This window comes from Embleya australiensis, from assembly GCF_051903075.1.
Lineage (GTDB): Bacteria > Actinomycetota > Actinomycetes > Streptomycetales > Streptomycetaceae > Embleya.
Window position 1 is genome coordinate 13,285 of the sequence record NZ_CP182424.1, and the last position, 25,426, is coordinate 38,710.

The 25,426-nt window shown below is 67.4% G+C and carries 21 protein-coding genes and 1 pseudogene; 20 read left to right on the forward strand and 2 right to left on the reverse strand.

What is annotated here, in order from left to right:
* Positions 1-79: 79 nt before the first annotated feature.
* Positions 80-538 carry a gamma-glutamylcyclotransferase family protein gene (locus ACMXN5_RS48865; protein WP_439681468.1) on the reverse strand — a complete coding sequence of 153 codons (459 nt, stop codon included), beginning with the start codon at positions 536-538 and terminating at the stop codon, positions 80-82.
* A 1,235-nt stretch (positions 539-1,773) separates the two neighbouring features.
* Here ACMXN5_RS48865 and ACMXN5_RS48870 point away from each other — a divergent pair.
* From ACMXN5_RS48870 to ACMXN5_RS48955, 18 genes are all read left to right on the forward strand, one after another.
* Entirely contained in the window at positions 1,774-3,081 is a 1,308-nt protein-coding gene (locus ACMXN5_RS48870; protein ID WP_439681469.1) for a transcriptional regulator, read from the forward strand.
* Positions 3,078-3,830, forward strand: coding sequence for a DciA family protein (locus ACMXN5_RS48875; RefSeq protein ID WP_439681470.1), 753 nt, complete (start codon positions 3,078-3,080; stop codon positions 3,828-3,830). Before ACMXN5_RS48870 ends, ACMXN5_RS48875 begins: the two co-directional genes overlap by 4 nt.
* Positions 3,831-5,649: 1,819 nt before the next feature.
* Positions 5,650-6,498: a hypothetical protein gene (locus tag ACMXN5_RS48880; protein ID WP_439681471.1), complete on the forward strand. Its 849-nt coding sequence runs from the start codon at positions 5,650-5,652 to the stop codon at positions 6,496-6,498.
* A gap of 105 nt (positions 6,499-6,603) precedes the next feature.
* The gene (locus ACMXN5_RS48885; RefSeq protein WP_439681472.1) at positions 6,604-6,888 is read left to right on the forward strand and encodes a hypothetical protein; all 285 of its coding nucleotides are present in this window, start codon (positions 6,604-6,606) and stop codon (positions 6,886-6,888) included.
* The gene (locus ACMXN5_RS48890) at positions 6,885-8,069 is read left to right on the forward strand and encodes a conjugal transfer protein (protein ID WP_439681473.1); all 1,185 of its coding nucleotides are present in this window, start codon (positions 6,885-6,887) and stop codon (positions 8,067-8,069) included. The genes ACMXN5_RS48885 and ACMXN5_RS48890 overlap by 4 nt, the downstream gene beginning before the upstream one ends.
* A gap of 16 nt (positions 8,070-8,085) precedes the next feature.
* Positions 8,086-8,421 carry a hypothetical protein gene (locus tag ACMXN5_RS48895; protein WP_439681474.1) on the forward strand — a complete coding sequence of 112 codons (336 nt, stop codon included), beginning with the start codon at positions 8,086-8,088 and terminating at the stop codon, positions 8,419-8,421.
* Positions 8,418-9,017, forward strand: a complete 600-nt coding sequence (locus tag ACMXN5_RS48900) for a TcpE family conjugal transfer membrane protein (RefSeq protein WP_439681475.1) — start codon at positions 8,418-8,420, stop codon at positions 9,015-9,017. Before ACMXN5_RS48895 ends, ACMXN5_RS48900 begins: the two co-directional genes overlap by 4 nt.
* A 45-nt stretch (positions 9,018-9,062) precedes the next feature.
* Positions 9,063-11,663 carry an ATP-binding protein gene (locus ACMXN5_RS48905; protein WP_439681476.1) on the forward strand — a complete coding sequence of 867 codons (2,601 nt, stop codon included), beginning with the start codon at positions 9,063-9,065 and terminating at the stop codon, positions 11,661-11,663.
* A gap of 344 nt (positions 11,664-12,007) precedes the next feature.
* Complete coding sequence (locus ACMXN5_RS48910) at positions 12,008-14,392, forward strand: hypothetical protein (protein ID WP_439681477.1); 2,385 nt, start codon at positions 12,008-12,010, stop codon at positions 14,390-14,392.
* 77 nt (positions 14,393-14,469) lie between these two features.
* Positions 14,470-15,159, forward strand: coding sequence for a hypothetical protein (locus ACMXN5_RS48915; protein WP_439681478.1), 690 nt, complete (start codon positions 14,470-14,472; stop codon positions 15,157-15,159).
* A gap of 9 nt (positions 15,160-15,168) precedes the next feature.
* A complete protein-coding gene (locus tag ACMXN5_RS48920; RefSeq protein WP_439681479.1) occupies positions 15,169-16,206 on the forward strand; it encodes a C40 family peptidase in 1,038 nt (345 codons plus the stop codon).
* A gap of 1,094 nt (positions 16,207-17,300) precedes the next feature.
* Complete coding sequence (locus ACMXN5_RS48925; RefSeq protein WP_439681480.1) at positions 17,301-17,984, forward strand: GGDEF domain-containing protein; 684 nt, start codon at positions 17,301-17,303, stop codon at positions 17,982-17,984.
* A 44-nt stretch (positions 17,985-18,028) separates the two neighbouring features.
* The gene (locus tag ACMXN5_RS48930) at positions 18,029-18,298 is read left to right on the forward strand and encodes a hypothetical protein (RefSeq protein WP_439681481.1); all 270 of its coding nucleotides are present in this window, start codon (positions 18,029-18,031) and stop codon (positions 18,296-18,298) included.
* Positions 18,299-18,448: 150 nt separating this feature from the next.
* Complete coding sequence (locus ACMXN5_RS48935) at positions 18,449-19,069, forward strand: hypothetical protein (RefSeq protein ID WP_439681482.1); 621 nt, start codon at positions 18,449-18,451, stop codon at positions 19,067-19,069.
* Positions 19,070-19,254: 185 nt separating this feature from the next.
* Entirely contained in the window at positions 19,255-19,647 is a 393-nt protein-coding gene (locus ACMXN5_RS48940; protein ID WP_439681483.1) for a hypothetical protein, read from the forward strand.
* Complete coding sequence (locus ACMXN5_RS48945; RefSeq protein WP_439681484.1) at positions 19,644-20,441, forward strand: GP88 family protein; 798 nt, start codon at positions 19,644-19,646, stop codon at positions 20,439-20,441. Before ACMXN5_RS48940 ends, ACMXN5_RS48945 begins: the two co-directional genes overlap by 4 nt.
* 230 nt (positions 20,442-20,671) lie before the next feature.
* A complete protein-coding gene (locus tag ACMXN5_RS48950; protein WP_439681485.1) occupies positions 20,672-21,499 on the forward strand; it encodes a helix-turn-helix transcriptional regulator in 828 nt (275 codons plus the stop codon).
* A 76-nt stretch (positions 21,500-21,575) separates the two neighbouring features.
* Positions 21,576-22,358 carry a hypothetical protein gene (locus ACMXN5_RS48955; protein WP_439681486.1) on the forward strand — a complete coding sequence of 261 codons (783 nt, stop codon included), beginning with the start codon at positions 21,576-21,578 and terminating at the stop codon, positions 22,356-22,358.
* A gap of 50 nt (positions 22,359-22,408) precedes the next feature.
* On the opposite strand, the pseudogene ACMXN5_RS48960 reads toward ACMXN5_RS48955, so the two are convergent.
* Positions 22,409-22,776, reverse strand: a pseudogene (locus ACMXN5_RS48960) (transposase); the annotation flags it as partial.
* Between the two features lie 825 nt (positions 22,777-23,601).
* On the opposite strand from ACMXN5_RS48960, the gene ACMXN5_RS48965 reads away from it, so the two are divergent.
* Both ACMXN5_RS48965 and ACMXN5_RS48970 read left to right on the forward strand, forming a co-directional pair.
* Positions 23,602-24,858 carry an Eco57I restriction-modification methylase domain-containing protein gene (locus tag ACMXN5_RS48965; RefSeq protein WP_439681487.1) on the forward strand — a complete coding sequence of 419 codons (1,257 nt, stop codon included), beginning with the start codon at positions 23,602-23,604 and terminating at the stop codon, positions 24,856-24,858.
* 143 nt (positions 24,859-25,001) lie between these two features.
* Positions 25,002-25,310, forward strand: coding sequence for a DUF3263 domain-containing protein (locus tag ACMXN5_RS48970; RefSeq protein WP_439681488.1), 309 nt, complete (start codon positions 25,002-25,004; stop codon positions 25,308-25,310).
* The last annotated feature ends 116 nt before the right edge of the window (positions 25,311-25,426 follow it).

Sequence of the window (25,426 nt, forward strand, 5' to 3'; positions counted from 1 at the left end):
TCTTCACCTCCTGCAACCCACCAAGAGGTCGCTATATAGACCTATTGTAAGGGGTCGTTATGATCCCTGTCAACAGCGCTTACCAGGCGTCTTCTTCGTACGCACTGCCCCGCATCGCGGAGTTCGCCAGCCAGTCCCCGCCGCGAACGACCAGCCCCCTGTTCACACAGCTGACATCCAGGCGGGAGACGTATACATACGCCTCCACGATGTACCCGTCTGCGGTGCGAACCGTACAGGTCTCGCGGACGTAGTAGTCGTTGGGCGCTCCCCGGTATCCCGCCGTGCGGTCGAGTGTCGACAGAATCGGCAGCCACTTGTCGGGGTCGATCTCCACGAGATCGCCGACGACCCGGTGCTCACCATCGGTGCACGGAACGGCGTACGGCTCATTCGCCGAGTCGAGAAGCTTGTGGCCGGCCAGAGTCGCAGAGCACTCACTGACGATGCTTCCCGCGAGAAGGGCGTCGTACGTGGCCTGTCCGATGCGAGCCGCCCCGTATACGAAAACGGGCAACTGAGCCGTGGTCCGCTCCATGTCGTTCGCCCCCTGCTAGTTCTTCAATGGGTCGCTGTATATACCCATTGTAAGGGGTCGTTAGAAGGTTCGTCAAGCAGCTTTCGGCCGAGGGTGCCGAATCCAAACAGCCGCTTCGCCACTCGGGGCTTCCTCGCTGCGGCCGCAGCTTCACTTGCGCCAGAATCACGTGCGAACGGCGCGGCCTTCTCCCGGCTCGCAGTGGTGGAACACGGTCGGGAACATTCAGGGCCCGCAGTCGAGATCGGCGAGATCGGCACACGCCCCCTTCCTCGTCCCGATCGCAACGGGAGCGCTGGGTGGGGCCGGCCTGCGGCTGCGCATAAAGTCGTACATATGAATCGATCTTTATGAAGCAGCGTGAGAGTTCCAGACCACGGACCCCCGAATCGGAGCCTCGTGCGCCCTCAGCAGCCGCGCGTCCCTCGACCGCAACGCGCACACCCTGAGGTCCTGCGTGATCGCCCCCGCACGGGAACCTGCTTAGTGGGACCTGCCATCTCCGGACCGGCCTCGAGCCGCTGCTGGGTCGACGAACTCGCCCGCCGCCGAGACCTGTCCGCTGACCGACCGCACTGCCGTCCACTCAACCGCGATGCCACGTCAACACCGCTGCGTGCGACGCATCCAGCCGACGCGCCACCTCCACCTGCGACACCCCCCAGCGAACCAAGCCGCCGCAAGTGCCCGACTCACCACTCGTGGAACTCGGATCGCGACACTCGTCGGCGTCACCACCGGATCCGATTCGGGCGCCCTCGTCGCCGACGGCCGGACCCACAGGGCGTCGGGCACGGGCAGGCACTGTGACTCCGGCCCGGGACGGAATAATCGCTGCCGCCACTGGCGGCGCCTATCGGTGCAATCCGGAACGGACTGGCACGCCCGTCCCTGATCGAATGAAGTTTCCGCGCCCTCGCTGTCACACGGATGCGATCGATCACACCTCTATGGGCTGACGCCTCGCTACGCGGGGCGCCACGACCGGCACACACGAATGCGGTCCCACCGGAGCAACCGGTGGGACCGCAGACCCAACGCAACGACCCATGGCAGCCACCTCACGTCGTTGTGCCAGGAGAACCATGCCCAGCGTAGCCCCGAGTTGTGACACGAAGGTCCCAAGTCCCCGTTCCGTCGCCACCCACATGGACGCGAGCCACCGGCCCTCGCCGCAAGCCGACTCTCTCAGCCTTCCGCAACCGCGAACAACAGAGGTGGAACCCGGCTCCGCCATGCTTCCGAAAGGCGTCCGTGTTCCTGCGGCGCAGCAATGGATCTCGAACACAGAGGGTCGCATCGCCACTGATCCGTTCAGTTGGCTACAGGCCGTGCACTGGGTGGCCGGAGCGGGCCTGTATACGCCGCGGCGCTCACATGGACCGGCATTCGGGACGACGACCCTCCTCATCGCGCAGTTGCTCGCCGACGTCACTCCGTGTCGACCCGGTGTCGACTACCTGATGCGACGCACGGGCCTGTCGGAACGCACGGTGCAGTACCACCTAGAGATGCTGCGCGAAGCTGGCCTGCTCGCGTACCTCATGAAGGGGACGCGCGTGCGCGGACGACGTGCACTGGCATCCGAGTTCGTTCGTGTCATCCCGGTCTGCTTCGACGAGGCACTGGGGTTGCGCATCCGCGGCACCGGACCCGAGCGCCGGGTCGTGGGTATTGCGGGGTTCGGACGCGCGCGAATCGCCGCCCTCGGGAAAAAGGCCGCGCGCAAGGTGCGCCGACCCCGTTCGAAGACCCTTCGGCGCAGCGCCCGCACGAGCAGTCGTTGCACCCCAATGGGGGGTGGCACCTCAGGTTCTCCTCGTACGGAATCTATTGGGTTTCCCTCCGAGAGAAAGCTCGCAGGCGGGACCGGAAGTTCGTCGCGCACCAAGAAGGTGATCACGCCTCGGGTGTTGAACGCGGTGGGTCGGCGGCACCAGTTGGCGCGCGAACTCGTGGCGCAGGTGCCGTGGCTGAGCCGGGCCTCGGCGCCGCGGGTGGCGTGGGTCGTCCGCCACGTGGCGGACGCAGGCTGGACCGCGACCGAAGTGATCGCCGTCGCCGAGTTCGAAGCCCCGACCAGGTCCGTGCGGCGCCCGTCGGGATTCCTCGCTCACCGACTTCAAGGCGCGCACCTGCTGCACCCGACTCCCGAGGGGCGAGCTGCTCTCGTCGCCCGCTGGCGCGACTCACGCCAAGCCGAGCGAACGCGGCACTCCGAATGGGGAGGCGTGTGGCGGGCCCCGGTCAACGGCACGGTCGCCGCGATGGTCGACGAGGCTCTTCGCGCGCTGGGCAACCAAGACGATCCGGAGGAAATGCCCCTCCTCGATGGCATCTGCGATCTCACCGCTGACGAGATCAGCAATCTTCGGACAACAGCGCACAGCGAGTACCTGGCCGGACGCACGACCCTGATCGAGGCCGCCCTCTCGAGCCTGGGCAAGGACGACGCCATCCGCCTGTACGGACCCGCACTTGTCGGTCGTGCCCTGTGCCTGGCGAACAGCCGCCCTCGACTCCGCCCGGTGGTGAACGCATGAATACTCTCGAACCTACCGGAATCGACCTTGCCCGGGCTGCGCTCAAGGCGGCACGAAAGGCAGCGGGCCAACGGGCCGAAGACCCGCCCGCCTACGCTGGCGGTCCGCGCAGGGCCGCCCGGCGATCCGCAGTTGACGGTCGCGATCCGATCGACCTGCACACGGCACTCGAGGACCTGATGTCCGCTCGGGCCTGGGAAATTGCCGCAGAGGCAGCCAACGTCCGCGCACTGTGGCCAGCGATCGAACCCGATCTCGCCGTCCACGTCTCCGCCGTCGGCTTCGACCCCGAGACAGGGCAACTGGACCTGCTCCCGGACTCGTCCGCCTACGAGACCCATCTCCGATTGACGGCACCCACCCTCGTGCGACGACTCAACGAAGCTCTCCGAGTCGATGGGCTCGACGCTCGGGCGTCTGATCGCGAGACCGGTGCCGAGGTCATTCGTACGATTCGCGTACTCGCCCACGCCGGGGTCACGAGCAAGCGGAGGCCCACCTCGGAAGCGCTCGACACCCCGCATGCCAAAGCGAGCCCTCCGCGAGAACCGTCGATCCCCGCCGAGCGCAGGGCCACGGACACATCGACAACCGAGGGTTTTGGTGGGCGCACTCGACCCGATTCACCCGCCACAGACACGTTGCCGATCCTCGAGCCCATCGGCACCGGCGACTCGCCCGTCCCTAGCAGCTACACTCGCGCCGTTCGCCGAGCCCGCGCCGAGAAGGCGATGCGCAAGGTGGGTTAGGGACCCGCGTGCGGCAAGCGTCGAGCCCGTGGCCCGGGCCCGGCGGCCCCAGCCGTGCTCACGAGGTGGGTGCCACGCCGGTCTCGCCCTGCCCCGTGTCGTCCCAACACCCGCCATGACCGACACGAATGACCATCCCGGCCGCCGCAGCCGACATCTTTTCTCGGCGACGGCACGGTGCCGTCATCTCCAGGCGTCCGGCGACAGTCACGCCCAGCCGGACATGCGACACGACGCGGCCGCCGTGCCGGGCGACAGGACACCCGCTGCCCGACACAAGGCAAGGCCGCCCGACACCATCGCCGACGTGACCCGACACCGCTTCTCCGGAGGATGTGCGAGCACCACGGTGTTCCGGCACGTGTCCAGCCCCGATGGCGGGTTGCGGCCCGCAGCAGGTGCGACCCGGGCCGCCCGGCGTCCGCGCCGCCGCCAGTACCAAATTGGGCTGCCGCTTCCCGAATGACGCGTCCCGCTGAAGCAGCCAGCCAGCTTCACAACGCCACCACCCGTCACGTCTGCGTCGTGCCACGAACCCGCCATCTGTTCGGATGGCGGCTGGCCCTGTGGCAATCCGCCAACCCGAAAGATGGCGGGTCCGTCGGACCCGCCGGCCCGCAGTGCCAGACATGACGGCCGCTGATTCGGAGGGCCCACACCGTGCGTTGCGACACGGAGGCTACCGATGCCTGTCCGACCTCGACGGCGCCGTGCGCACCGCACGCCACGATCAGACGGGTGCCACGCCGGGACCTCCACAGTGCGCGGTGCGATGCGATGTCCACGCGATGCGGTGCGCACGCGATGCGGTGCGGTGCGCACGCGGTGCGGTGCGCACGCGGTGCGGTGCGCACGCGGTGCGGTGCGCAATCGCACAACGAAATCGTGTCCACCGGATAGGCAGGTACAAATCAAGTGCGCTCGAAACCGTGGGGACCGGCGCTGCCGGATGCGCTGCGCGGCCGAGGCCGCACCTCCCAAATGCAGATCGTCACGCACACCGAATCGGGCGGTCGATCCGCAGTCGAAGGCGCCCTCGTGCCGCCCCTTGTCCACGTCAACCGGCCTCAGTGCACCCCTTGTCCAGGCCGGGGCTGTGGCTGGCACACCCCTTGTCCAGTCACTTGCCCAGCCCCTTGTCCAGGCCCGGCCACCCCTTGTCCAGCCTCTTGTCCAGCCTCTTGTTCAGCCCTTGTCCAAGCCCGGCCTGGCTAGCTCACCCTTGTCCAGCCTCTCGTCCAGGCGGCAGCCATTCCCAAAGCGGCAGTTGTCTGCGGCCGCGCACCGCCGAAGTGGTCCCCATCCGCGCACCGCAGCCTCACGCCCAGCGGGTGCGCATGTGCGTGTCCGCCCACGCATTCCCGACGTGCGCTCTTCGCGAGAGTCCCCGGTGCCCAACGGGGCCTTCCGCCGTGAACTCGGTCAGGTGCGCGCATCGGCTGCTGCGGGAATCGAGTGCCGAAGCCCGCGCGCATTCCATCCGCCGAGGCCTCAGGTGCGCGCACGTCTTGGCGCGCCTGCAGGCGGACGTCGGGCTGATCCGTGCCACGTGCATCCACCCCTTGTCCACGCACAGCAGGTGCCCTTGTCCGGTGCGCGCACCCCTTGTCCGCGCACCCCTTGTCCGGTGCGCGCACTGCGATGAATCCCCTGGACCGACACCTTCGGCGAGGGCAAACAGACGGCGGACAAGGGGGGTCAGAGCAACGTCGGTGTCACGTTCCCCGATGCGAAAAGGACGGACACGGCCGTGGTCAAGCTCCTCTCCTCCCCCGCTGGACCCTCCGAACCCCGTTACGGCACGAACACGTTGCAGAGCATGAACCGCGACTGGGAGACCCTCGACAGCGACTTGCGGGCTGCCGACCGCGTCGCGGCATGGGGTGAGCAGCACCCCGAGTTCCGCGGCGTCCGGAGTCCGCAAGGCGTGGTGGATCGGTTCTCGGAACTGCACAGTCTCGGGGACTGGCACACACACGACCTGTCCCTCGCCGTGTTGCTCCGTCGAGTGGCCGGATCGGGCTACGACGGTGAACTCGCCTGGCGAGTCGCCGTTCGGGTCTTGATGCCCAAGGCGATACGGATGGCCCAGTCCCAACTGCGCCCGGGACGGGCATGGGACGACGTCTTCTCGACCGTCCTGAGCGCACTCTTCGAAGTCGTGCGGACCTACCCCCTGCAGCGTCGGCCCCGCAGAATCTTCGTGAACCTGGCCATGGACACGCTCGCACTTGCGCAGCGCACACTGGCTGCGGACTTCGACAATCGCAGCGAATTGCGTCGTCTCGCCGCGAGTGTTGCCCCAGTGTCCGGGTTTCGTGACCGCGCGCTGGTGCGCGCCGACACCTCGTCGGCCCCCCACACACAGCTGGCGTTGGCGGAGTTGCTCGCCCGGGCAGCGGAGCTCGAGCTCGTCGGCGCCGACGAGGGCGAGCTGATCGAGGGCAGCGCACGGACGGAACTCTTGTCGCTGATGACCTGGGCCATCGAGGTGGGGGCGTTGACGGTCTCCGATGCCCGGCGCATCAGCGCCTACTACCTGGCTTGCCCGGACACGCGAACGACCCGTGCCATGGGCGCGGACGGCGCGCGCCTGCGGCAACGGGCCAGTCGAGCCGTACGACCTCTGCGCCGAGTCGACTTGGACGCCTACCGCGACGCTGCCTGAGGTTCGTGGCGCTCCGGATGTCACACGGCGGCCCGGATCGACACCTCTAGAGGTGATCCGTACGCACCACCCACGTCCATGTGGCCTTCACCCGGGAGTACATACGTGTCCAAGCCCTCTGTTCCTGCCGTTCAGCCCTCAGGCGGGCTCCTCGACGACGACGAGTCCCGCGTCGCCGCGGCGCGTCGACAGGTCACCCGACTGGCCGCCGCCTTGGTCCTGGAGCCACTCGACCGGGACTTGCACGAGGCGCTGCGCGCGTTCCTGGACAACGACTCCGAACCCGCCCTTCAGTCCTGGGACGCTCTCTTGAGCCGCACCCCCGAGGAACTGCGCGCACGCATCCACGCTCTCCTCACCGCACGAGGCGACCGTCGGAGCGCGTCGTGAAGTTGCGGCGTCGCGATCGGGAGAAGACGAAGTCCTCCCGGCAAGGCGACGTCCTGGTCGAAACGGACGAAGACGCAACGCCGTACGAGGCCAGCAGCGCCGGATGGCGCACGAACACGACGACGCTCTCGGGCGTGGCCCGCCTGGCGCGGCTCGGCGCGTGGGCTCTGGTCGCGTCGGGCCCGTTGCTCGGAATCGCCGCGCTCTCGGGCTCTTCCGGTCAGGCCCACCCCGCCCCCAGGGCGGCGGCTGCGCCGCCTGCGGCATCCGACACGGGCCCCTCCGGCTTCGCCCTGCTCTATGTGGCCGCCTACGTGGAAGCCGGCAACGGCACCGAGGCCAGCCTCGCCCCGTACTACGCCGGCTCGGTTGTTCTGGGCCACAACGCCAGCGCGCGAACGGCCACGCGCACGGTCATCGTCTCGAGTCGAGAAGTGCAGCCGGGCTACTGGTCGGTCACGGTGGCCGTACGAATCGGGTTGCGGAACAAGGCCGGCGAGGTCGTCGACGCGGGCGTGCAGTTCTATCGGGTCGGGGTTCAGGCCGTTGGACCGGCTGCCGCCGGGGGCACCGCTGCCCCGGGCGATGCGCAAGTGGGATACGCAGCCACCTCGCTGCCGGCACAAGTGGCCGCGCCTGCCGCGTTCAAGCCCAGCGGATTGGGCTACGTCACCTCGCGAGGCAGCGGTGCCTCCGATCCCGCCACCGGCACCGCCCGCTCTTTCTTGCAGGCATACCTGGCCGGACGTGGGGAGCTCGATCGCTACACCTCGCCCGGCGTAAGGCTGCGGCCGATCAGCCCCAGTCCCTACACCGATGTCGAGGTCACAAGTGTCGACGACGACTCCACCGGTGTGGCGGACCAAAAGGTCCCGGCCGACGGGGCGTTGCGGCGGCTCTTGGTTCGCGTCGACGCCCTGGACGCCTTCGGCGCGCGGTACCCGCTGACGTACGCCCTGGAGCTGCGGTCTCGCGGCGGCCGTTGGGAGGTGGCTCTCCTCGACGACGCCCCCATCCTGCGACCGGACGCCAAGCCCGCTCCCGCACCCGTCCCCACAGCCCCGGCGTCGGCCGCGCCCTCCCTGGGCGCGTCGGCTTCCTCGCCCCCTGCTCCGCGCGAATCTGCGGCGCCTCCGACCAGCGGCACCGGCGGTTCCCCGTCGGCGCCTCAGAGTTCCTAGTGCAAGGGAATCCACGATGAACACTGTCAACGACCCCAACACCATCGTCCTGGCCGGCGACGTACTGACCTGGGCGACCCAGAAGACCAGTGCGATCGACGTCCTCGTCAAGATGGTGGCCGGCGTCATGGTCGTCATCGCCGTCCTCAGCGCGTACTGGCGTACCAAGAGTTGGGTCGCCACCTTGGTGGCCTTCGTCCTGGGAGCGTTGGTGCTCTGGGGGATCATGAACATGCCGAGCCTGCGCGACAAGGTGGGCTCGGAGATCGACGAGAAGCAGTCCGCGGGCGTGTCGATAAGTGTGATGCACGTCCGGGTGCAGGGGCCTGCCGATCTCGGGACGCTGCTGTGACCGCCTCCGAGGAGGAGCTCGTGGGGCGGTCCTACACACGCGCGCGCAAACACCCGCTCGTCATCGGCAAGCTTCCGGGGGCCGGGCGGCTCCCGGGCGGTCCCTACACGATCACCCAGATCGTGACCATGGTCGTGGTCTTCGTCGTGCTCGTGATCACCCGGCAACTATGGGCCCGCTTCGGCCTGTTGAACGTTCTGGTCATGGTCGTTGTCCCGTGGGGCCTGGCATGGGTGCTGCGTTATGCCCGCCTGGACGGAAGGGATCCGGCACGGGCTCTGCGGAGCCTGATGACCTACGCGTCGACTCCCGCCGACGGTCGACTGGCGGGCCGACCTCAGCGAAGGGCGCGACAACAAGTACTCGGCGCCGCGTGCTCTGTTCGGATACGCCAGGACGAGCGGCCTGCCGGTGATCCGAGCCGGGAGCCGGCCGGCGCCACCTCCGGTCGGGGTACACACGCCTCTTCCCGCCCGGCACGACCGACCACTGCCTCGCCGCCGCGTCGGGACGCCGACGTGGGCGACGCGAGCGTGCAGGTACCTGCGGCACGCACAGGGCTGCAAGGCCTGCTCGCCTCGCTCGACGAGCGCTGACCCCCGCCGCGTATACCCGTTCCGTCGCTTTCCAGAGGACTTTCCATGCGTCTGCCCATCCGGCACATCAGCGGCCACCTGATCTGGACCACCAACGCCGCGGTATGGGGCGTGTGGAAGGTCGACACGGAGAACTACACCCACGCATCACGCGCCACCAAGAGGGAACGCCTCGACGCGTTGGAGGCTCTCTTCAAGGCTTTGCGCGGCGAGGTGCTCCTGCTGTCCTTGTGCCCCCAGGTCGACGCCGCGTCTGTCGTCACCCGCATGACGGCCGGCGTCGACCTGGATAAATCCCCCGAGTACATCGACCTGTCCTTGAAAGTCCTGGACCAGCTCGAGGATCTCGAGCTCACCGGTCGCGTGGACTTCCTGGCAGTGCCACTGGCGCATACCGACGTCAAGGAGACCGCCCGCGCCGTCGCTTCCGCGGCGCAGACGGGTGTGATGGCTGCCCTGGGCCTGCCGATCACGCCGGTGAGTGCCAAGGAAGAGGACAGTCGGATCAAGCAGGCCGCCCGGGTATCCGCCTCGTGGCCCTCGGGGATCAGGCTCCGCCCGGCCACCGAGGCGGAGATCCTGTGGATCTACGGACACAGCGCCCGCCGGGGCGTCGAGGAACCCCTGTTGCCCGAGGAGGGCTCTCCGAGGTCCCTGCTCGGACGCGGCCACACGATCGCCGCCCACACCCAGGTCGTCCTCGACGAGGGCGGCCGCAGAGACCGCACGTCGCGGTCTCCCACGAACCCGTTCCGTCACCGCTATCTCAAGGCCGTCACCGAGCATGGCGAGGGCTATCAGGCGTTCTCCGTGCTCAGCGAAATGCCCGAGGCCTTCCTCTTCCCGGGGAGCGAGTACTTGGCGGCGCTCGACGATTTCGGCTTCCCGATCGACTGGGCCGCGCGCCTGCACATCGAGACGGGGGCCAAGGCCGAGCCCAAATCCCGCCGTCAGCAGCGCGAACTCGCCCACCAGTACCAGGAGTACGACGGTGAGACTGCGGGGGCACCCGCATCGCTGGGCAAGGCCAGTCAGGCGCTGGACGAGTACCGCGATCGACTGACCGCGTCGCAGACCGAGGTCGAGATCCGCGCGTCGGTGATCACGTGTGTGTGGGGCGCGGATCCCGACGAGGCGAACGAGAAGGCGGCCAGCCTGGCCAACCATTTCGGCGGAAACGAGTACACCCTGGTCCGACCGGTCGGCGACCAGGTCGCGCTCTTCCACGCCATGCTGCCGGGCATCAAGACCCCGAGGCCGGTCCTGGACTACACCCAGTACATGCTCGCCCGCGATTTCGCGATGGCCATGCCGTTCTGCGGCTCGTCCCTCGGCGACGACACCGGTTCCCTGTTCGGCCTGCAACTGTCCGGTGGCGGAGTCCGGCCCGTCCTGGTCGACTTCAGCCACGGCCCGCGTGTCAACGCGTCCGCCTCGGCCGCTTTCGTCGGAGAGCTGGGAAGCGGCAAGTCCGTCGCGATGAAGACCGCGATGCACTCGATCCTGTCCACCGGCCATCGCGAGGGCACCGCGAACTCCCGCGGCCGCGCCCTGGTGATCGACCGCACCCCCCAGCAGGAGTGGAGCCGATTCACCGCCGCCTGTCCCGGCACCACCCAGATCATCCAGCTCGACGAGAACGCCGGCATCTCCCTCGACCCCTTGCGGGTCTTCCGCGGACCTCGAGCAGCGCGCTACACCGAGTCGTTCTTGACGCCGCTGTTGGACATCGGCTCGATGAGCATCGAGGGCGTCACCCTGGCCGAGGCCATCGAGGCCACCCGACGCGGCCCCGACCCCAGCATGAGCGCCCTGGTCGAGACCTTGAACACCCGGGCCAAGACTCCCGACCCGGAGGAGCCCAACGACAGCGCGGTGCGGGCCGCCGCGTCCGAATTGGTGCGCACGATGCGAGCCCTGGCCAAGAAGGACCTGGGGAGGGTGATCTTCGACCGCGCCCTGCCCGTCGTCCAGGTCAGCGACGCCGACTCCATCGTGTTCGCGGTCGACCGAATCGGGTTGCCCACCAAAGAAGAACTCTCCGAGCATCGGCTGCCCAGCCTCGAGGTGGAAAAGAGGTTCGGGTGGCGGCTGATGTACCTGATCACCGCGCTGTGCCGGGAGATCGCGTTCTCCAATCCGCAGGAGTTTTGCGGAGTATTTCTCGACGAATGCTGGTGGCTCACCAGTTCCGCCGAAGGCTCCAACCTCCTGCTGGAGCTCATCGCGGACGGACGCAAGCATTTCGCCGGTGCCTTCGCGGGTTCGCACGACCCCTACGACATCGGACCCCGGTCCGAGATCGGCGACAAGATCCGCTCCCTGCTGTCGCACGTCTTCGTCTTCCGCCACCGCGGCAAGGCTCTCGCCGGGCGGTGCCTGGAGTTCCTCGACCTGGACCCCGAGGACCCCGGCATGCTCAAGCTCCTGACCGAGAACCTCTCGCCGATCAACGTCTCGGACACCGAACGTCTCCTGCGCTCCGGCGAGTGCCTGTACCGCGACCTGCGCAAGCGCATTGCCGGGATGAAGGTCCTGATTCCGGCGGACGAGGCAGCCGCCGACGCCATCCACACCACTCCCGGTGGCACGGACGCCGATGACGCGCCCACCGCCATCCCTCCCCTCGAAAAGAGCACGACGTGAAGGGGCCCTACCGGACGGATAAGGCTTCGTCCTCGAAGCGACGACGGTTTCGTCTCCTCCTGATCGTGGTGCCCGTCGCCGTCTTCCTGGCACTCTTCACGGCCATCGCCTTCGCCGACCCGAGCCAACCCCCGCCCTCACCGGCCCAGCCCACGCCCGGCGCACCAGAGCCACAAGGCACTCCCGGGCCCGGCAACGCTCCGACGGGCAAACCCGAGTGCGACCTGCTTACCGACCAGGCGAAAGACATCTGCAACCGCGGTACGTCCCCCGGGCCGGCCGACACCTCCGTGCCACGCCCACCCGACGGATCCACGCCCACCGCAGTGCCCACACCGCCCCAGATGCCCACCGCCAGCGCGCCGCCGGGAAGCCCAAGTGGAAAGCCGCCGATCGACCTCACGCGGCCGCCCGAGGACGGATCAGACGGCCTTCTCCAGCCCTTCAACGTGAAGGACGAGTACGGCGTCCCGATCTCCGCCTACACCGTCAAGGCGGACACGGGAGGCTGGAAGGACATCGATCTGAAGATCTGGAACATCGTGGCGCAGGTGTTCTTCTCGATCGCCAAGTGGTCCATAGGCTTCGCCTGCTGGCTCATCGACTGGGCCCTCGGCTTCGGCCTCGCGAAGATCATGGTGGTGCCCGCCGAGCAGATCGCCAACACCGTTCGAGAAGTCCTGTTCCACCGTCTCGGCCTCCCGGCCACCTTCATGACGATCGCCGGCGTCTACGCGGGCTATCTGATCATGTTCAAGGAACGCAGCCGCGGCTACGCGGAGGCGGGCATGTCCCTGGTCGTCGCCGCACTCGCCGTGACGGTCTTCGCCTCCCCCGCCCAGGTCCTGATGGGGAACCCACCCAAGAGGGAGGGGAGTACCGAGAAGGTACTGCCGGACCCCACCGTCGACGGACGCCCAACGTCGACACTGCTGATGTCGGACGACGGTGTGCTGGGCAAGGCCCGAGACCTGTCTCTCCAACTCGCGGACCTGATGCTGTCCAACGACCCGAGCCACAGCGAAGCAAGGCCCGAAGCGGTGAGCAAGCGGATCACCGACCCCATCGTGCGGGCCTTCATCGTCCAACCGAATCAACTGATGCTCTACGGGAGGGTGTTCGAGGGAGAGTGCGCCGAGGCCTTCGGCAAGGCGAAGCTCGTCTTCTACAACTACGAGCACACGGGGCTCTCGTTTTGGGAGGGCATGCTCAGCGGAAATCCGAGCGAGGACCGGACCTACTACGAACAACTGGTCGCCGCTACGGACAAATTCCGCAAGATCTGCGGCACCAAGGGCGACCCCAAGGCCAAGCGGGCCTCCGCCGACCTGGCGTTCAGCGCCCTGTTCGTAGCCGTGGCCGCGGTGATCGTGGCCATCCTGATGGTCCTTGTCACGGGTGGGTTCCTGAGCGCCCAGGGGTGGATCGCGTTCGAGTCCATCCGCGGCCACTGGGCGCTGTGCGCGGGGATCCTGCCCGGCGGCGGCCGCGGTGTGCTCTGGCGCTGGGTCTCCGCAATCGTCAAGGCCATCCTGTCGGTCTTCTTCGCGATCATCTTCCTCGCGATCTTCATCCTCATCGTCCTCGCCCTCCTCAAGGCCGAGACCGGTCCCGTCCTCGCCAAGAAGTTCATGGCCGTCGACATCGCGGCCATCGCGGCCCTGGCCGGCCACAAGAAGATCAAGGAGAACGCGCAGCGCGTCGCCACGAACCTGAACCGCAAGTTGGCCAACGCCCGGGTCGGGGGCTCTCGCAGCTCCGTTTTCAACAACTACAGATACGGCGAGACGGCCCCCGGCCTCAAGCAACTCTGGGGCGAGGCCCGCGACGAGGCAGGCAAGGTGTCCCGGCCCCTCGGCAGGGCGGGCCGCACCGCGCGGCAGCTGTGGGTGGGCAGTCCGCAGGGCGGCAGCAAGGGCGGGCGTATGCGCTCCGCGGCGAAGCGCGTCGCGGGCGCCGCGGCGGTCGTCGGCACCGGCGGTGCCGCTGCAGCGGCCAGAGTCGCCGCCCAAGGCGCCGCACGGCAGACGCTCAAGAACCGCCTTTCGAACCGTATGTCCCGGACCAGAGGCGGCCGCGTCACTATGGCAACCGGCAAGGCGGTCGGCGTCGCGGGCAAATACGGGTGGAAGGCCTCCAAGTTCGCCGGCCTAGCCCTGGGGGCGCCCCTGGGTATGCCCAACGGGGTCGCGGCGACCAGGCGAGGAGCCAGGGCGGCGACCGCACGGGCCCAGCAGGTGAAATCCACGCTGATCGCGGCCGGGGGCCGCGCCAGCCAGACGTGGGACGGGGCCAAGACGTTCGGCTCCGAATGGGCGCACAACGTCGGCGTCGCCGGTCGGTTCGCCGCCCGGCAGGCAGTCAACGTCGGGCGGGGAGCGATTGCGGTCGGGAATGGCGCCAACATCCAAGCCCGCTTGGCACAGCCGCTTACTCCGCCATCGCCCGGACCCACCACCGCGGCCGTCGCGCGTCTCGCGCAGGCCCAACCACCTGCCGCAGCGCCCCCCGGCTCACCCCCGGCTCCAGGAGGATCGCCTCCCACGCCCCCGCCGAGTTCACCTCCCCCGCCCCCGGCAGTGAGTCCGGCGAGCCCCGCCAATATTCACGGCGCGCAGCCTCCACGCGGACCACAGGCTCCCGGCACCGGGGCGACTCGCAGGGTTCGGCGCGCGACACGTCCCCAAGGTCCTCCCAACTCTCCCGGGACCAGGCCGCCGGGACCCTGACACGCCGCGGTCGCGAGCGGGCGTCCGGAACCCGCTCGCGACTGCGTACCTGCAAAGGCCACACGGAAGGTCATCTCGTGCCACGCACCAGAACCCACCGCTCACGTTTGTCCGGCACCGCCGCGTTGTTCACCGGCGCCGCCATGCTCGGCGCCGTCGGGGCGTGGGCCCTCTACGAATCCCAGCCGACCCACAACGTGCCGGAACCGGTAGTCCTCGAAAGGACCGCGTCTGCGACTCCACCGTCGAGCGACTCCGCGCCGACCAGCGTGACACCCGGCGCGCTCACGAGCGTGACGGTCGATTCCACCCGGCCACCTGCGCCTGGACGCGACGACGAACAACTCACGTCGGGACCACGGTTCCTCCCCGACGAGGTCACTGCGGTCGCCGAGCGATTCGTCGTCGCCTGGGTCGCCGCGGACACCCGACCCGGAGGAGACGCACCCGGGGATTCTGGACGCCGCGCAGCCGCGTTCGCGGCGCCCGCACTGGCCGCCGACCTGCGCCAAGCGGGCGATGCCGCGTCCAGGCAGTGGCAGCGGTGGGCCGAGAAGCGGGCCCGTATCAGCGCCCAGGTCTTCCGTGTCACCATCCCCGACGGCGCACCCGACACAACCGACGACACCGCGTTCGCGAGGGTGCTCTACCGGATGACCGTCGCCCCGCAGGCCGGCCCTTCGGTCACGACCGAGGAACAGGTCGCCCTCGAACTGCGGCGCGACACGAGCGGCGTGTGGCATGTGGCCGCGCTGCCCAACGGCTAGGCGCAGCCGATGATGAAGAAGATCATGGCCACGCTCGGCTGTCTGGGGACCCTCCTGGTCGGGATCCTCCTGGCCGCCATCATCGCCCTCCTGTCCGCCATCGGAAACGACAACACGAGCGGGCCCATGGAGAAGGCGGGCTTCGGCGGAGGCATCTCCAACGACTCCGGTGTCCCCGCCTGGCTTCGTCCCCTGATCACCGACGCGGTCACGCGATTCGGTTGCCCCGAGGTCACACCCTCGCTGATCGCCGCCCAGATCGAGGCGGAAAGCAGCTTCGACCCCCAATCCATCTCGCACGACCCCGAAACCGGTGCGGAGATTGCCTACGGCCTCACCCAGTTCATCCCCGAGACCTGGGCAACGCAGGCCGTCGATGGAGACGGCGACGGCGACAAGGACATCTGGGACCCCAAGGACAACGTCCCCTCGCAGGTGGCCTACGACTGCTCCCTGGCTGGCCAGGTAGCAAAGGTGGCCGGCGACGCGACCGACAACATGCTCGCCGCGTACAACGCCGGCCCCGGAGCGGTCATCAAACACGGTGGCGTCCCGCCGTACCAACAGACACGCGACTACGTCAAGAAGATCCGTGAGCTCACCACCAAATGGACCGCCCAAGGAGAACAGGGCGCGATGCCCATACCCCCCGGCTCCGAGGGCGCGGACCGAGCGATCGCCACCGCCAAGACGGCGCTGAACACGCCCTACCAGTACGGAGGCGACTGCCGGCCGCCCTTCGACCACGCGTCGAACGGCGGCTGCGACTGCTCCAGCCTGATGAAATACGCATGGGCCAGCGCAGGCGTCAATCTCCCGAGAGTGACGTACGACCAAGTCCACTCGGGCACCCCGGTGGCGTCCATCGACCAACTCGTTCCCGGCGACCTGCTGTTCTCCGTCGGCAGTGCGGCACGACCGGAACACGTCGGCATGTACATCGGCAACGGTGAAGTGATCGAGGCTCCACGCACCGGTCTCGACGTGCGGATCAAGCCCATCTCGTGGTGGGCAAACCAGGTTGTTGCAATGCGACATATCGCATGAACGGGCATGTTGTAGGTTCTCATGCCATTTTGCGCTTTCTCACCGGCTTTGCGCCGTCGTTGCGCGCGGCGCAAGGGAGGCGAGAAAGCCGCAGGTCGCGCCGCGCTGCTCTGATCGGTCCGCACGTCAGTACCGCGACCGCTGAGGAATGCGCAATGTCCGTGAGACACATCGCGCGCAACTTCCGTGAGACGGACCGCGTTTCCGCTGGTCGACGGGCCGCCGGACGCAAGATGCGAAGGGAACCTACACATGCTGTAGGTTCCCACCTCATTTTGCGCTTTCCCATTGATCTTGCGCTCGTTCTGCGCGTGCGCAAGATCAACGGGAAGCCCGCAGGTCGTACAACGACCGCCTCGCCCGATCCGCGCGCCAGCGCTGCCGTCGCCGAGGGAAGCGCAAGATCGGTGGAACGCAGCGCGCGCAACTTCGATGAGACGGGACGCGTTTCCGCTGGTCGTTATCCAAGTGATTCGTCATCAACTTGTCGGCAGCCCGTGGAACTTGCAGGTCACGCGTCGCGGTGGTCTGTCGGACGGCCTCCGAGGACCTGTGAACCAAGGAAACGACAGATCATCGGCGCGAACGCGCCGACAAGACACCCGGACAGTCCTCTGAATCCCGCCCCAGGGCCCGGGCCGCCTTGATCGACAAATCAGAGAGGAACCTACAGCACGTAGTCCCACTGGAAGCGGTCGCCGATGCTGCGGGCGGGGGCAAATCTGTGGGGTCCTGCGGTCGGGCCTTCCTTCAGGCACTCGACTCCGACTCCGCAGGGCCCGCCCCGGAGCTTCAATGGACGAATCCCCCGGGCTCCTCCGGGCAGTCGCTCGACGACGTCCGATCATTCGATGTCCGACGCGGCCGGGCATACCCCGCCGTCGCAGCCTCCGCGCGGGGCTGGCAGGCATCCCGCCGCATCCTGGGTCCGATGGGGGTTCGCGCAGGCAGTTCGATTAGTCATTGTATAAAGATGTCTTTTCATGTACGCTTAGCTATGTCGAGGTCGGAGCGTCGACCACGAGCCCGCCACAGCGGCCATGCAACCAGCGCACGCCTGCTCGGCCCCATGCCCGAATCAGGAGGGACGAGACTTGTACCCCAACCTCTTGGCTGCCGTGGCCATCGTCTCCACCACTGGATCAGCGGCGTACGTGCAAGTACTGCGCCATCGGCTCAGGCGAACCCGTGCGGAACTCGACCGAGTGCGCGTCGAGGCACGCACATGTCCGCTCACCGGTCTGTTCACCCGCGCGGCTTGGACCCGTGCGGCCGACGTCCCCTCGACCCGCACGCTGCTTCTCATCGACCTCGATGGTTTCAAATCCGTCAACGACGCGTTTGGCCACGCCGCCGGGGACGCGGTCCTGGAGGAGATCGCCAGGCGTCTCACCGCGTGGATCGGATCGGCCGGCACCGCCGGACGTCTCGGAGGCGATGAATTCGTCGTCGCCGCCTCGCGCGACGTCTCCCACGAACTCGACATGCTCAACGCTGCATTGACCGCGCCCATCCCTTGGAAGAACGGTGTACTGCGCGTAGGTGCCTCCATAGGAGTCGCCCATAGGAAGGCCGGCCAACCCTTCTCCGCCACATTGCACGAGGCGGACGCCGCTATGTACAGCGCCAAGCACCCGGTCTATCGGGGCTCATCCCGGACATCGACCGGCCCCGTCGCGCCACCTCGCGAGCGCCCCGCCCGGGGTCGCCGACGCGACAGCACGGCGGGTCCGTGCCAGCTTTCCCCGGAACCCGTCCAGTCCCGCGACACGCGCTGAGCCCATGGGCGCTCGGCCGCAAGCGACCTTCAAAGGAGTTCGATATGTCTCTCGTTCGTGTGTTGTGTGTCTTTACCTGGCGATCGAGCGACCTCAAGCCCGGACTCGTCGTACACGCCACGGGAATCACGGATTCCTATGCCGTGGGCGCAGCGGAGCGGGCCGCGCGCCGGTTCGCCGACGAACAGTGCGCTTGCTGCCAGCACGACTTGTCGTTGACCGCCTCGTTCCGCATCCCGAACGATTTCCCCGCCCAGACGGCCGGCGAATCCGAATGCCCCGTCCTGACCGCACACGGTTCCCTGAACCCCTGAACCCCTGAACGCCGCACCGAGCGCGATCGCCCCGCATCGATGGCCAGACGACAGGCCCCTCGACCGCCCGGTGCCGGGTGGGCACTTCCCCGGCACCGGGCACTCCACGCGAGCCTCGGAACGACGGGGCCACAACCTCGAAGGACTCCGGTGACCTCGACTGAATCGCTGACCCCATCGGTTCCCGAGCGGCTCTGCTCCCTCATGTACCAAGTCCGTAGCCTGGACGGTTTCAGTGCCGTCCCCTATCCGGACAGGCCCGAGGTCCCGATGCGGGGCGTCGAGATCTCCCATCGGGACCGGCTGTGGGGGTGGCGCGCCCTCATGGAGGAGTACGGCTCGGGAGTGCGTCTCTCCGTCGCCGCGCCCTTCCGAGCGGCCGCATCTCTGACGTTGCCCGATTGGGCTGCGGACCCGGTGGTCATGGCATTCGCGCTGCGAGGCGTGGCGGTGGGCATGCCGTACTCGCCTACCTTCGCTACGCCGGACCTCCCTCCGAAGCAGGCCCGCCCCGGACTGATCGCACGTCACGTCAATGTCGGCTATCCGACCAAGCGTCACCCGACCCGGCGTAAGCCCGCACTCGCGTGGATCGAGGCCGACGATCGCGGCGTGTGGGTTCATGCACCCGCTGGCGGAGACGGTGCCGCGGCACCGCCAGCGCTGATTCGCGCCCTGGGCGCCGAGTGGACGCACGAGCGGATCGCGATCGTCGTGCGTGAATTGCTCATGGGGCGGGCTCGGGCCGACCTGGCGCCCGTCCGCGCCTGAACAACGCGGTCGTTGCCGGAGTGTCCCCCCGTCCCACTCGACGATGCCGTCGCTCGGCAGCAGGCCGCTCGCGGCCCTAATGCGGGCACCTCCGTGGTCGTCGGCGACCGAACAAGCACGGCGCTGCCTCCACCGTGCCGCCTCATCACGAGGTTGCCGGTTCCGTACTACCGAAAGAGTCTGTGATGAAATCCGGAACATTCGGCCCCTTCGGCCGAGTCGTCCGTGTCCCTCTGGATCCCAAGTTGACCGGCGAGCGTGCGGTCAACTTCGCTCACGGCCTGGCCGACTTCCTGCTTACGTTCGTTCCGATGCGCATCGCGCAGGGCTTCACCGATGCGGAGTTCGCGGCCCAGCGGACGCGCGTCACCGACCTGATCACCAGCCAGGGCGACGTTCTTCAGTACGGGGGAACGGGTCAAAAGGAAGCTCGTGCCGCCCTGATCACTGCGTTTGCCCTTGGCGCTCATGCGGAGGGCGGAATCACGGCGCTGGGCATCCATGCCTGTATCCGTCCCCACGACGGCTGTCCTGACCCCTGGGGGCAGGAGCCGCGCGGCGAACGAGGGCGCCTGTGAGCGCGTCTCGGTTGCCACGTGTGCCGTCTCGGTGGTTGCTCACGCAGGGAAACGCGGAGCTTCGCCGGGAAGGCACGTTCAAATGGTCTCTTCCGGCGTGGGCCGGTCGACTGGATGACGGTCGCGTCTACAATACCTGTCCCACGGCAGGCATCTGCGCCAAGCTTTGCTACGCGCGTACGGGCACGTACAGGTTTTCTGGGGTTCTCGCCGCTCACGAGCGGAACCTCAAAATGATCCTTGATACGCCCGAGTTGTGGGAAGCGCGAATGTCCGACGAGTTGCAGCACGACCGTTACCAGGGAAAGTGGGTGCGAATTCACGACTCGGGTGACTTTTTCTCGGATTCCTATCTTCGCGCTTGGCTTCGCCTGGCCCGGGGTGCTCCGACTGTGACGTTCTATTGCTACACGAAGGAGATCAGCAGGTTTCGCCGCCTGGTTGAGGAAAATCCGGAACGGCTGAAAGATCCCCGGAAACCGCCCTCGAATTTTCTGTGGTGTTACAGTTTCGGCGGCCGTGAAGACCACCTCATCGATCCGCAGATCGAGCGGCACGCCGACGTCTTCCCGGACGTGGCCGCTCTTGAGGCCGCCGGGTATGCGGACCAGACGACCTCCGATCGTCTGGCGGTCCTGGGTCCCGAGCACGTAGGGATCCCGGCGAACAACATCCCGCACTTGCTCAAGCGTCAGGGTCGGGCGACGTTTGGCACTCTCCAACAGGCCGCGGACGCCCGACTCGCGGCCAAACGTGAACGCGCAGCAGTCCGCGCTTCAGGACATACGCAGTGAGGGGAGCGCAAAGCCTTCCCGTTGATGGGCCCGGTTGCCGCGAGCGACCGGGCCCATCGCGTTGCACCCGCCAGACCATGCATAAGTCTGAGATTTCAGGTACGTTACGTGGCACCTGCAGCTTGCTCAACGAGGGGTCGGCACTCGCCCCAACCATTCGGTCACATGTTCGTGGTACCGCGGATCCCACGGCCGAGGCCACGAGCCGACCGCACTCGTCTCAGGGAGAAATGATGATCACCGCGGGTTCGTCCGGCCAGATGACGATCGCCCAATTGGCCGAGAGATTTCAGGTCAGCCAGCACACCGTGCGGAAGTGGACGGCGGAGGAAGAGTTTCCCTCTCCCGTGCGCGGTCGCACATCAGTCAAGCGCTTCGAGGTCGACGAAGTCGACGCCTGGGTGATGAGGCATCGCGCGGCCCATTGGATCAAATTCAAGGGCGGATCGGCATTCAAGAAGGGGAAGTCGTCGCTCAACCCCCCCGAGGGCGACGACGACGACCTGCTTCCGCTCCGTCGAATCGGCGTCATCGAGGGAAGGCTCCTGGGCCGCGACCCGATCAAGGTGGAAACCCTGCGCTCTTACATGTCGAAGGGGATTCTCTCCAAGCCGGATCGCGTGCCCGGGGACGGTCTCGTCCCCCAGGTGGAAGAGGCCATGTGGACCCGGAGGTCTGTGAACCAATACCTCCAAAGGCCACGACAGCGTGTCCGCCGTCCCAAAAGCGCGCCGCAACCTTCGCAGGATACGAAAGCACGCGAACGGCCGTTGCTCGATCTGGTGTTGCCCGAGGGTGATCCGACAACTTTGCTCACGTTGAAGGACATCGGCGAGCTCGACTTCCAGGTGCGGCGTTACGGCAAGGGACCGCTCAAGGAGTCCTCCCTGGTCAACTACCTCTCGCAAGGATTGCTAGCCAAGGCGGACCGAACGCCCGGCGACGGCGGGATTCCGTCCGTCACCGAGGACTCGTGGTACCTCAGCACCGTGGACAGGTTCGTCCGTCGCCCTGGACGGGTCGGCAAGAACGCCCGTTGGCGCACAAACCCGAACTAGCGATGTCCGACCGAACTGCGCGAGGCGACGCCCTTCTGCACCTGCGCCGCTCGGCCTACGAGACGAAGGAACGACTATGAGCAGCAGCGCCGGCACCCAACGCATCGATCAGGCAGGCATCGCCGAGCGGTACGGCGAGCGCGCACAGACGGTGGAGGCATGGACGCGTCTTCTCAACTTTCCCGCCGCGGTTGGCCCCGGCGAGTGGGATCCGGTGAAGGTCGACGCGTGGGTGCGCGGCAACCGTCCCCAGTCGTGGCCCGGTAAGCCGCAAGGCGAGACCATCGTCGCTCGCCGTGCCAACCCGCCGGCCGACGATCGCGTCCAGGCCCTCGGACAAGAGACTCCCCCATCGGAGCCCGCGCCCCGCCCGGGCGTGCGGCCCAGCATCGAACAGGGCGAAACGCTCGGTCTCAAAGATCTGGCCCTGAGATACACCGTGCACGAGTCGGCTGCCAAAGCTTGGTCAGAACGGCCGGGATTCCCTGCCAAAGTCACTGGGCGGCGCTGGGATGCGAACGAGGTCGACGTTTGGGTGAAGAAGCATCGGCCCCACCGGACCGAGAACCGCCGGTACCAGGCGCCGAAGCCGAGAGTCGTGAACGAGCCGCCTGCGGGCGATCCGGACGACCTGTTGGACCTGAGTGAGTTCGGGGAGATCCTCGGCAACGTCCAAGGGGAGGAGCCCGTTCCCAGGACGACGATGGCCTCCTACATGTACCGAGGTCAAATCCCGGGGCCGGACCGTGTTCCCGGGGATCGCAAGCGACCCGTGGTGCCCGAGTTGATGTGGACCCGGAAAACGATCAACGACTATGTTCTGAAGAGAGAGTTCCCCTGGCAGCAGAGCCAAACTTGAGCTGTTCCTCTTCCACGTAGCGGGGCCGCCCCCGGCATGACGCTGTTGGTTCATTCAGTTCCTGCTTCGCCCCGTCGACTTGTTCGGCGGGGCGAAGCGCTGCGAAGTGGCTGGTTCGGGTGTCGGCCCGTGGTGTTTCGGTGAGGTGGGCGTCGATGCGGGCGAGGTTGATGGCAGCGCCGGGCAGTTTTGGTACTGAAGGCCTGCCTTCGCCAGGCCCCGGTAGCGGAATCTGCGCAGTCCGCAGCGTTGGACCCTTCGGAGATGCTGCCTTCGCGTAGCGGTCCTTCCAGGTATCGGTTTGCTGCTCGGCGCGGCTGTGCCGGATGACCTCGTGTTCCTCCCGGTGCCGCAGCATGATCTCCCGAGGGCGCCCGGTAGCCGAGCCCGCACAGTCGCGCAGGTGACGGCAAGGGCGCCGACAGCGGTGTCACACTGCTCAAGCCACCGAGTTGGACGCGGACGCGGAGCCGTTCTCGATGGGCGGCGCGCAGGATCGAGGTGAACCTCATCTCGTCTCCGCTGGTGGTGGCCGCCGCCCGGCTCTCGGTGAAGGTGGGCACGTCGAGAAAATCGCACAGCAGGGCCCCAGGACGAACCGCAGGACGTGGTTGACGATGGATTTTCCGGCGCGGGTGCGGCACTGGCTTTCCGATAGGGCTACGCGCTTGAGCCGGTTGTGGCGTTGACCGCGTCGGCGAGCCGGACGCAGGGCATCCGTGCATGTGCGCAACCGTCGCAGAACCCTCTCGCACGGGCGCAGGGGTGTACGACCAACGATCCTGGCGATTCGGGCGCAGATTCGCGGTAACCCGCCGCGTCCCATCTGATCGTTCGTGCCGACGTCGAGAGAGGCAAGTCGCCGAAGTTCCTACGCGAGGGGCAGGCGGCCGCGGCGGTGCGCACGCTCCCGGATGCAGTGAGCAGCGCCCGCGACCAGGACGTCGACGCGTCGGTCGTACTGCCCGCACTCGCCACTGCGGCGCGACAGACCGGTCAGATTTTATAAAGTACGATACTTGAGTACGATTAGTCGGCGTCGCGGCTCGGTGGCTGCACGACAGTCGTGGTCACTGCCGCCGGTTGCGCGGACCCTGCTGTTCCGGAAGGCACACCACGCGTCCCTCATGCATGCCGCGCGTCGCCATGGAGAACGGATGCCCGTTCCTTGCACTGACTCCGGAGACCTTCGATGCACTCCCCCACACTCCCTCACCGTCTATACAGGCGCCTCGTCATCCATATGCAGCGCGAAGTCGGCAGCGCGGCCGTGTCCTGGGCCCACGGAATGGCCTGGGCCATGCATGCCGTCGAGTACGGATTGGTCGACACGCCATCGCCCAGGTGCCCAGACGACACGCGACGAGTGCTGGAGTCGCTCGCGCTGGCTCATCCCGCCCTTGAGATGCTTGCCGACGGGCAGGTGGTCGACGTCTGGGACACCTTCCCGAGTCAGTCCACCTGGCTCGCAGCCACAGATTTCTGGCGCAGCCACCCCGCGGTCGACGGCCCACACCGAGTGGACGGATTCGAACTCGGGAACGCCTACCAGGCGCTGTCGGATGAGGCTCGCAAGGGCCGGGCGCTGTGCCAGACCCCGCCTTGGATCGCGCAGTTGCTCCTGGATCTTGCCCTGCAGCCTGCGACTCGTGACGTGGGCCCCGCCGAGGTCCGGATGATCGACCCCTCCTGCGGAACCGGGCACATCCTGGTCACCGCGTTCCATTCAGCTCGGGTATATCGGCCTCCGGGTCGCGGCCCAAGTGGGTGGCCGTCCACGGAGGGGGCCCTTGAGCGCGCGCTGCGGACGGTTCACGGGGTGGACTTGGATCCCTATGCCGTGGCTCTGTCCCGGTACCGGCTGCTCGCCACCACTGCGGCGATCTTGAGGGGACGGATCGACGCAGTTCCCACAGCGTGGCCGATCCAGGTGGTTGCCGGCGACTCGCTGCTGGGCGCAGGCATCCCGCTGCTGGAGCGTGGGCAGTACCACGCCGTAGTGGGCAACCCGCCGTACATCATCGCGTCCGACCCGAAGGTACGAGCGCGGATCCGCGCGGCCTACCCACGGGTCGCGCACGGAAAATTCTCGCTGGCCCTGCCGTTCTGCCAGTTGATGTTCGAACTCGCCGTACCTGGCGGCCGCATCGCACAGCTCACTGCGAACTCGTTCATGAAACGGGAGTTCGGACGTCGGTTCGTCGAGGAATACCTTCCCGACTTCGACATGCGCATGGTCATCGATACCAGCGGGGCCTACATCCCCGGACACGGAACGCCGACCGTGATCCTCCTCCACCGCAATCGACCGCCCCAGGACGACCGGGTCTTCACGGTTCTCGGAGTCCGCGGCGAGCCCAACATTCCCGAGGACCCTTCGCGGGGGCGGGTGTGGACAGCCATCGAGGAGGCCGTTCGCTCGCGGATTGCGCTGGACGAATTCCATGAAGGCCTGCGCGCTCACGTTCGGGCCAGCAACGAGAATCATGATGTTGTATAAAGATCTCTTTCACGGTACGATCGTCAGGTTCGAGTCGCTCCGTACGCCCGTAACCCGCTCCCAGCAGGCGCGCATCCGGCCAGGCGACGGTCCAGGAAGCGCTCGATCCTTCGACACTCCGGACTACCCTTGTGGAGGTCACGATGCCCATTCCGTCCGATCCGACGTCGACGCCGAGCACCCCCTCACGACTCTCGGCGGACGCGGTGCTGGAGTTCGAGCTGACCCACTGGAGCCGCCACCCGCCGGTCTCGCCCACTGTGAAGGATGCCGAGATCTGGAAAGAGTTCGAAGTTCTTCCCGTCCGTTACTACCAAAAGCTGAACATGTTGCTGGATGATCCGGCCCCCCTCCCTCGCTACATCCCCATGACCAACTCCCTTCGCAGGCTGCGCGACACCCGCCGGGAAGCACGGCAGCAGCCCCGTCCGGCGGGCTCCGAACGCGGCTGAGGACAAGGCCCTCGACATCACGGGTCGTCGAGAGCAACGGCTCCGACCGATCGCCCCAGCACGCGCCCTCTGTTCAAATCGGCCGCCTCCTCGCGGCATCACAAGGCGCCGTTGCA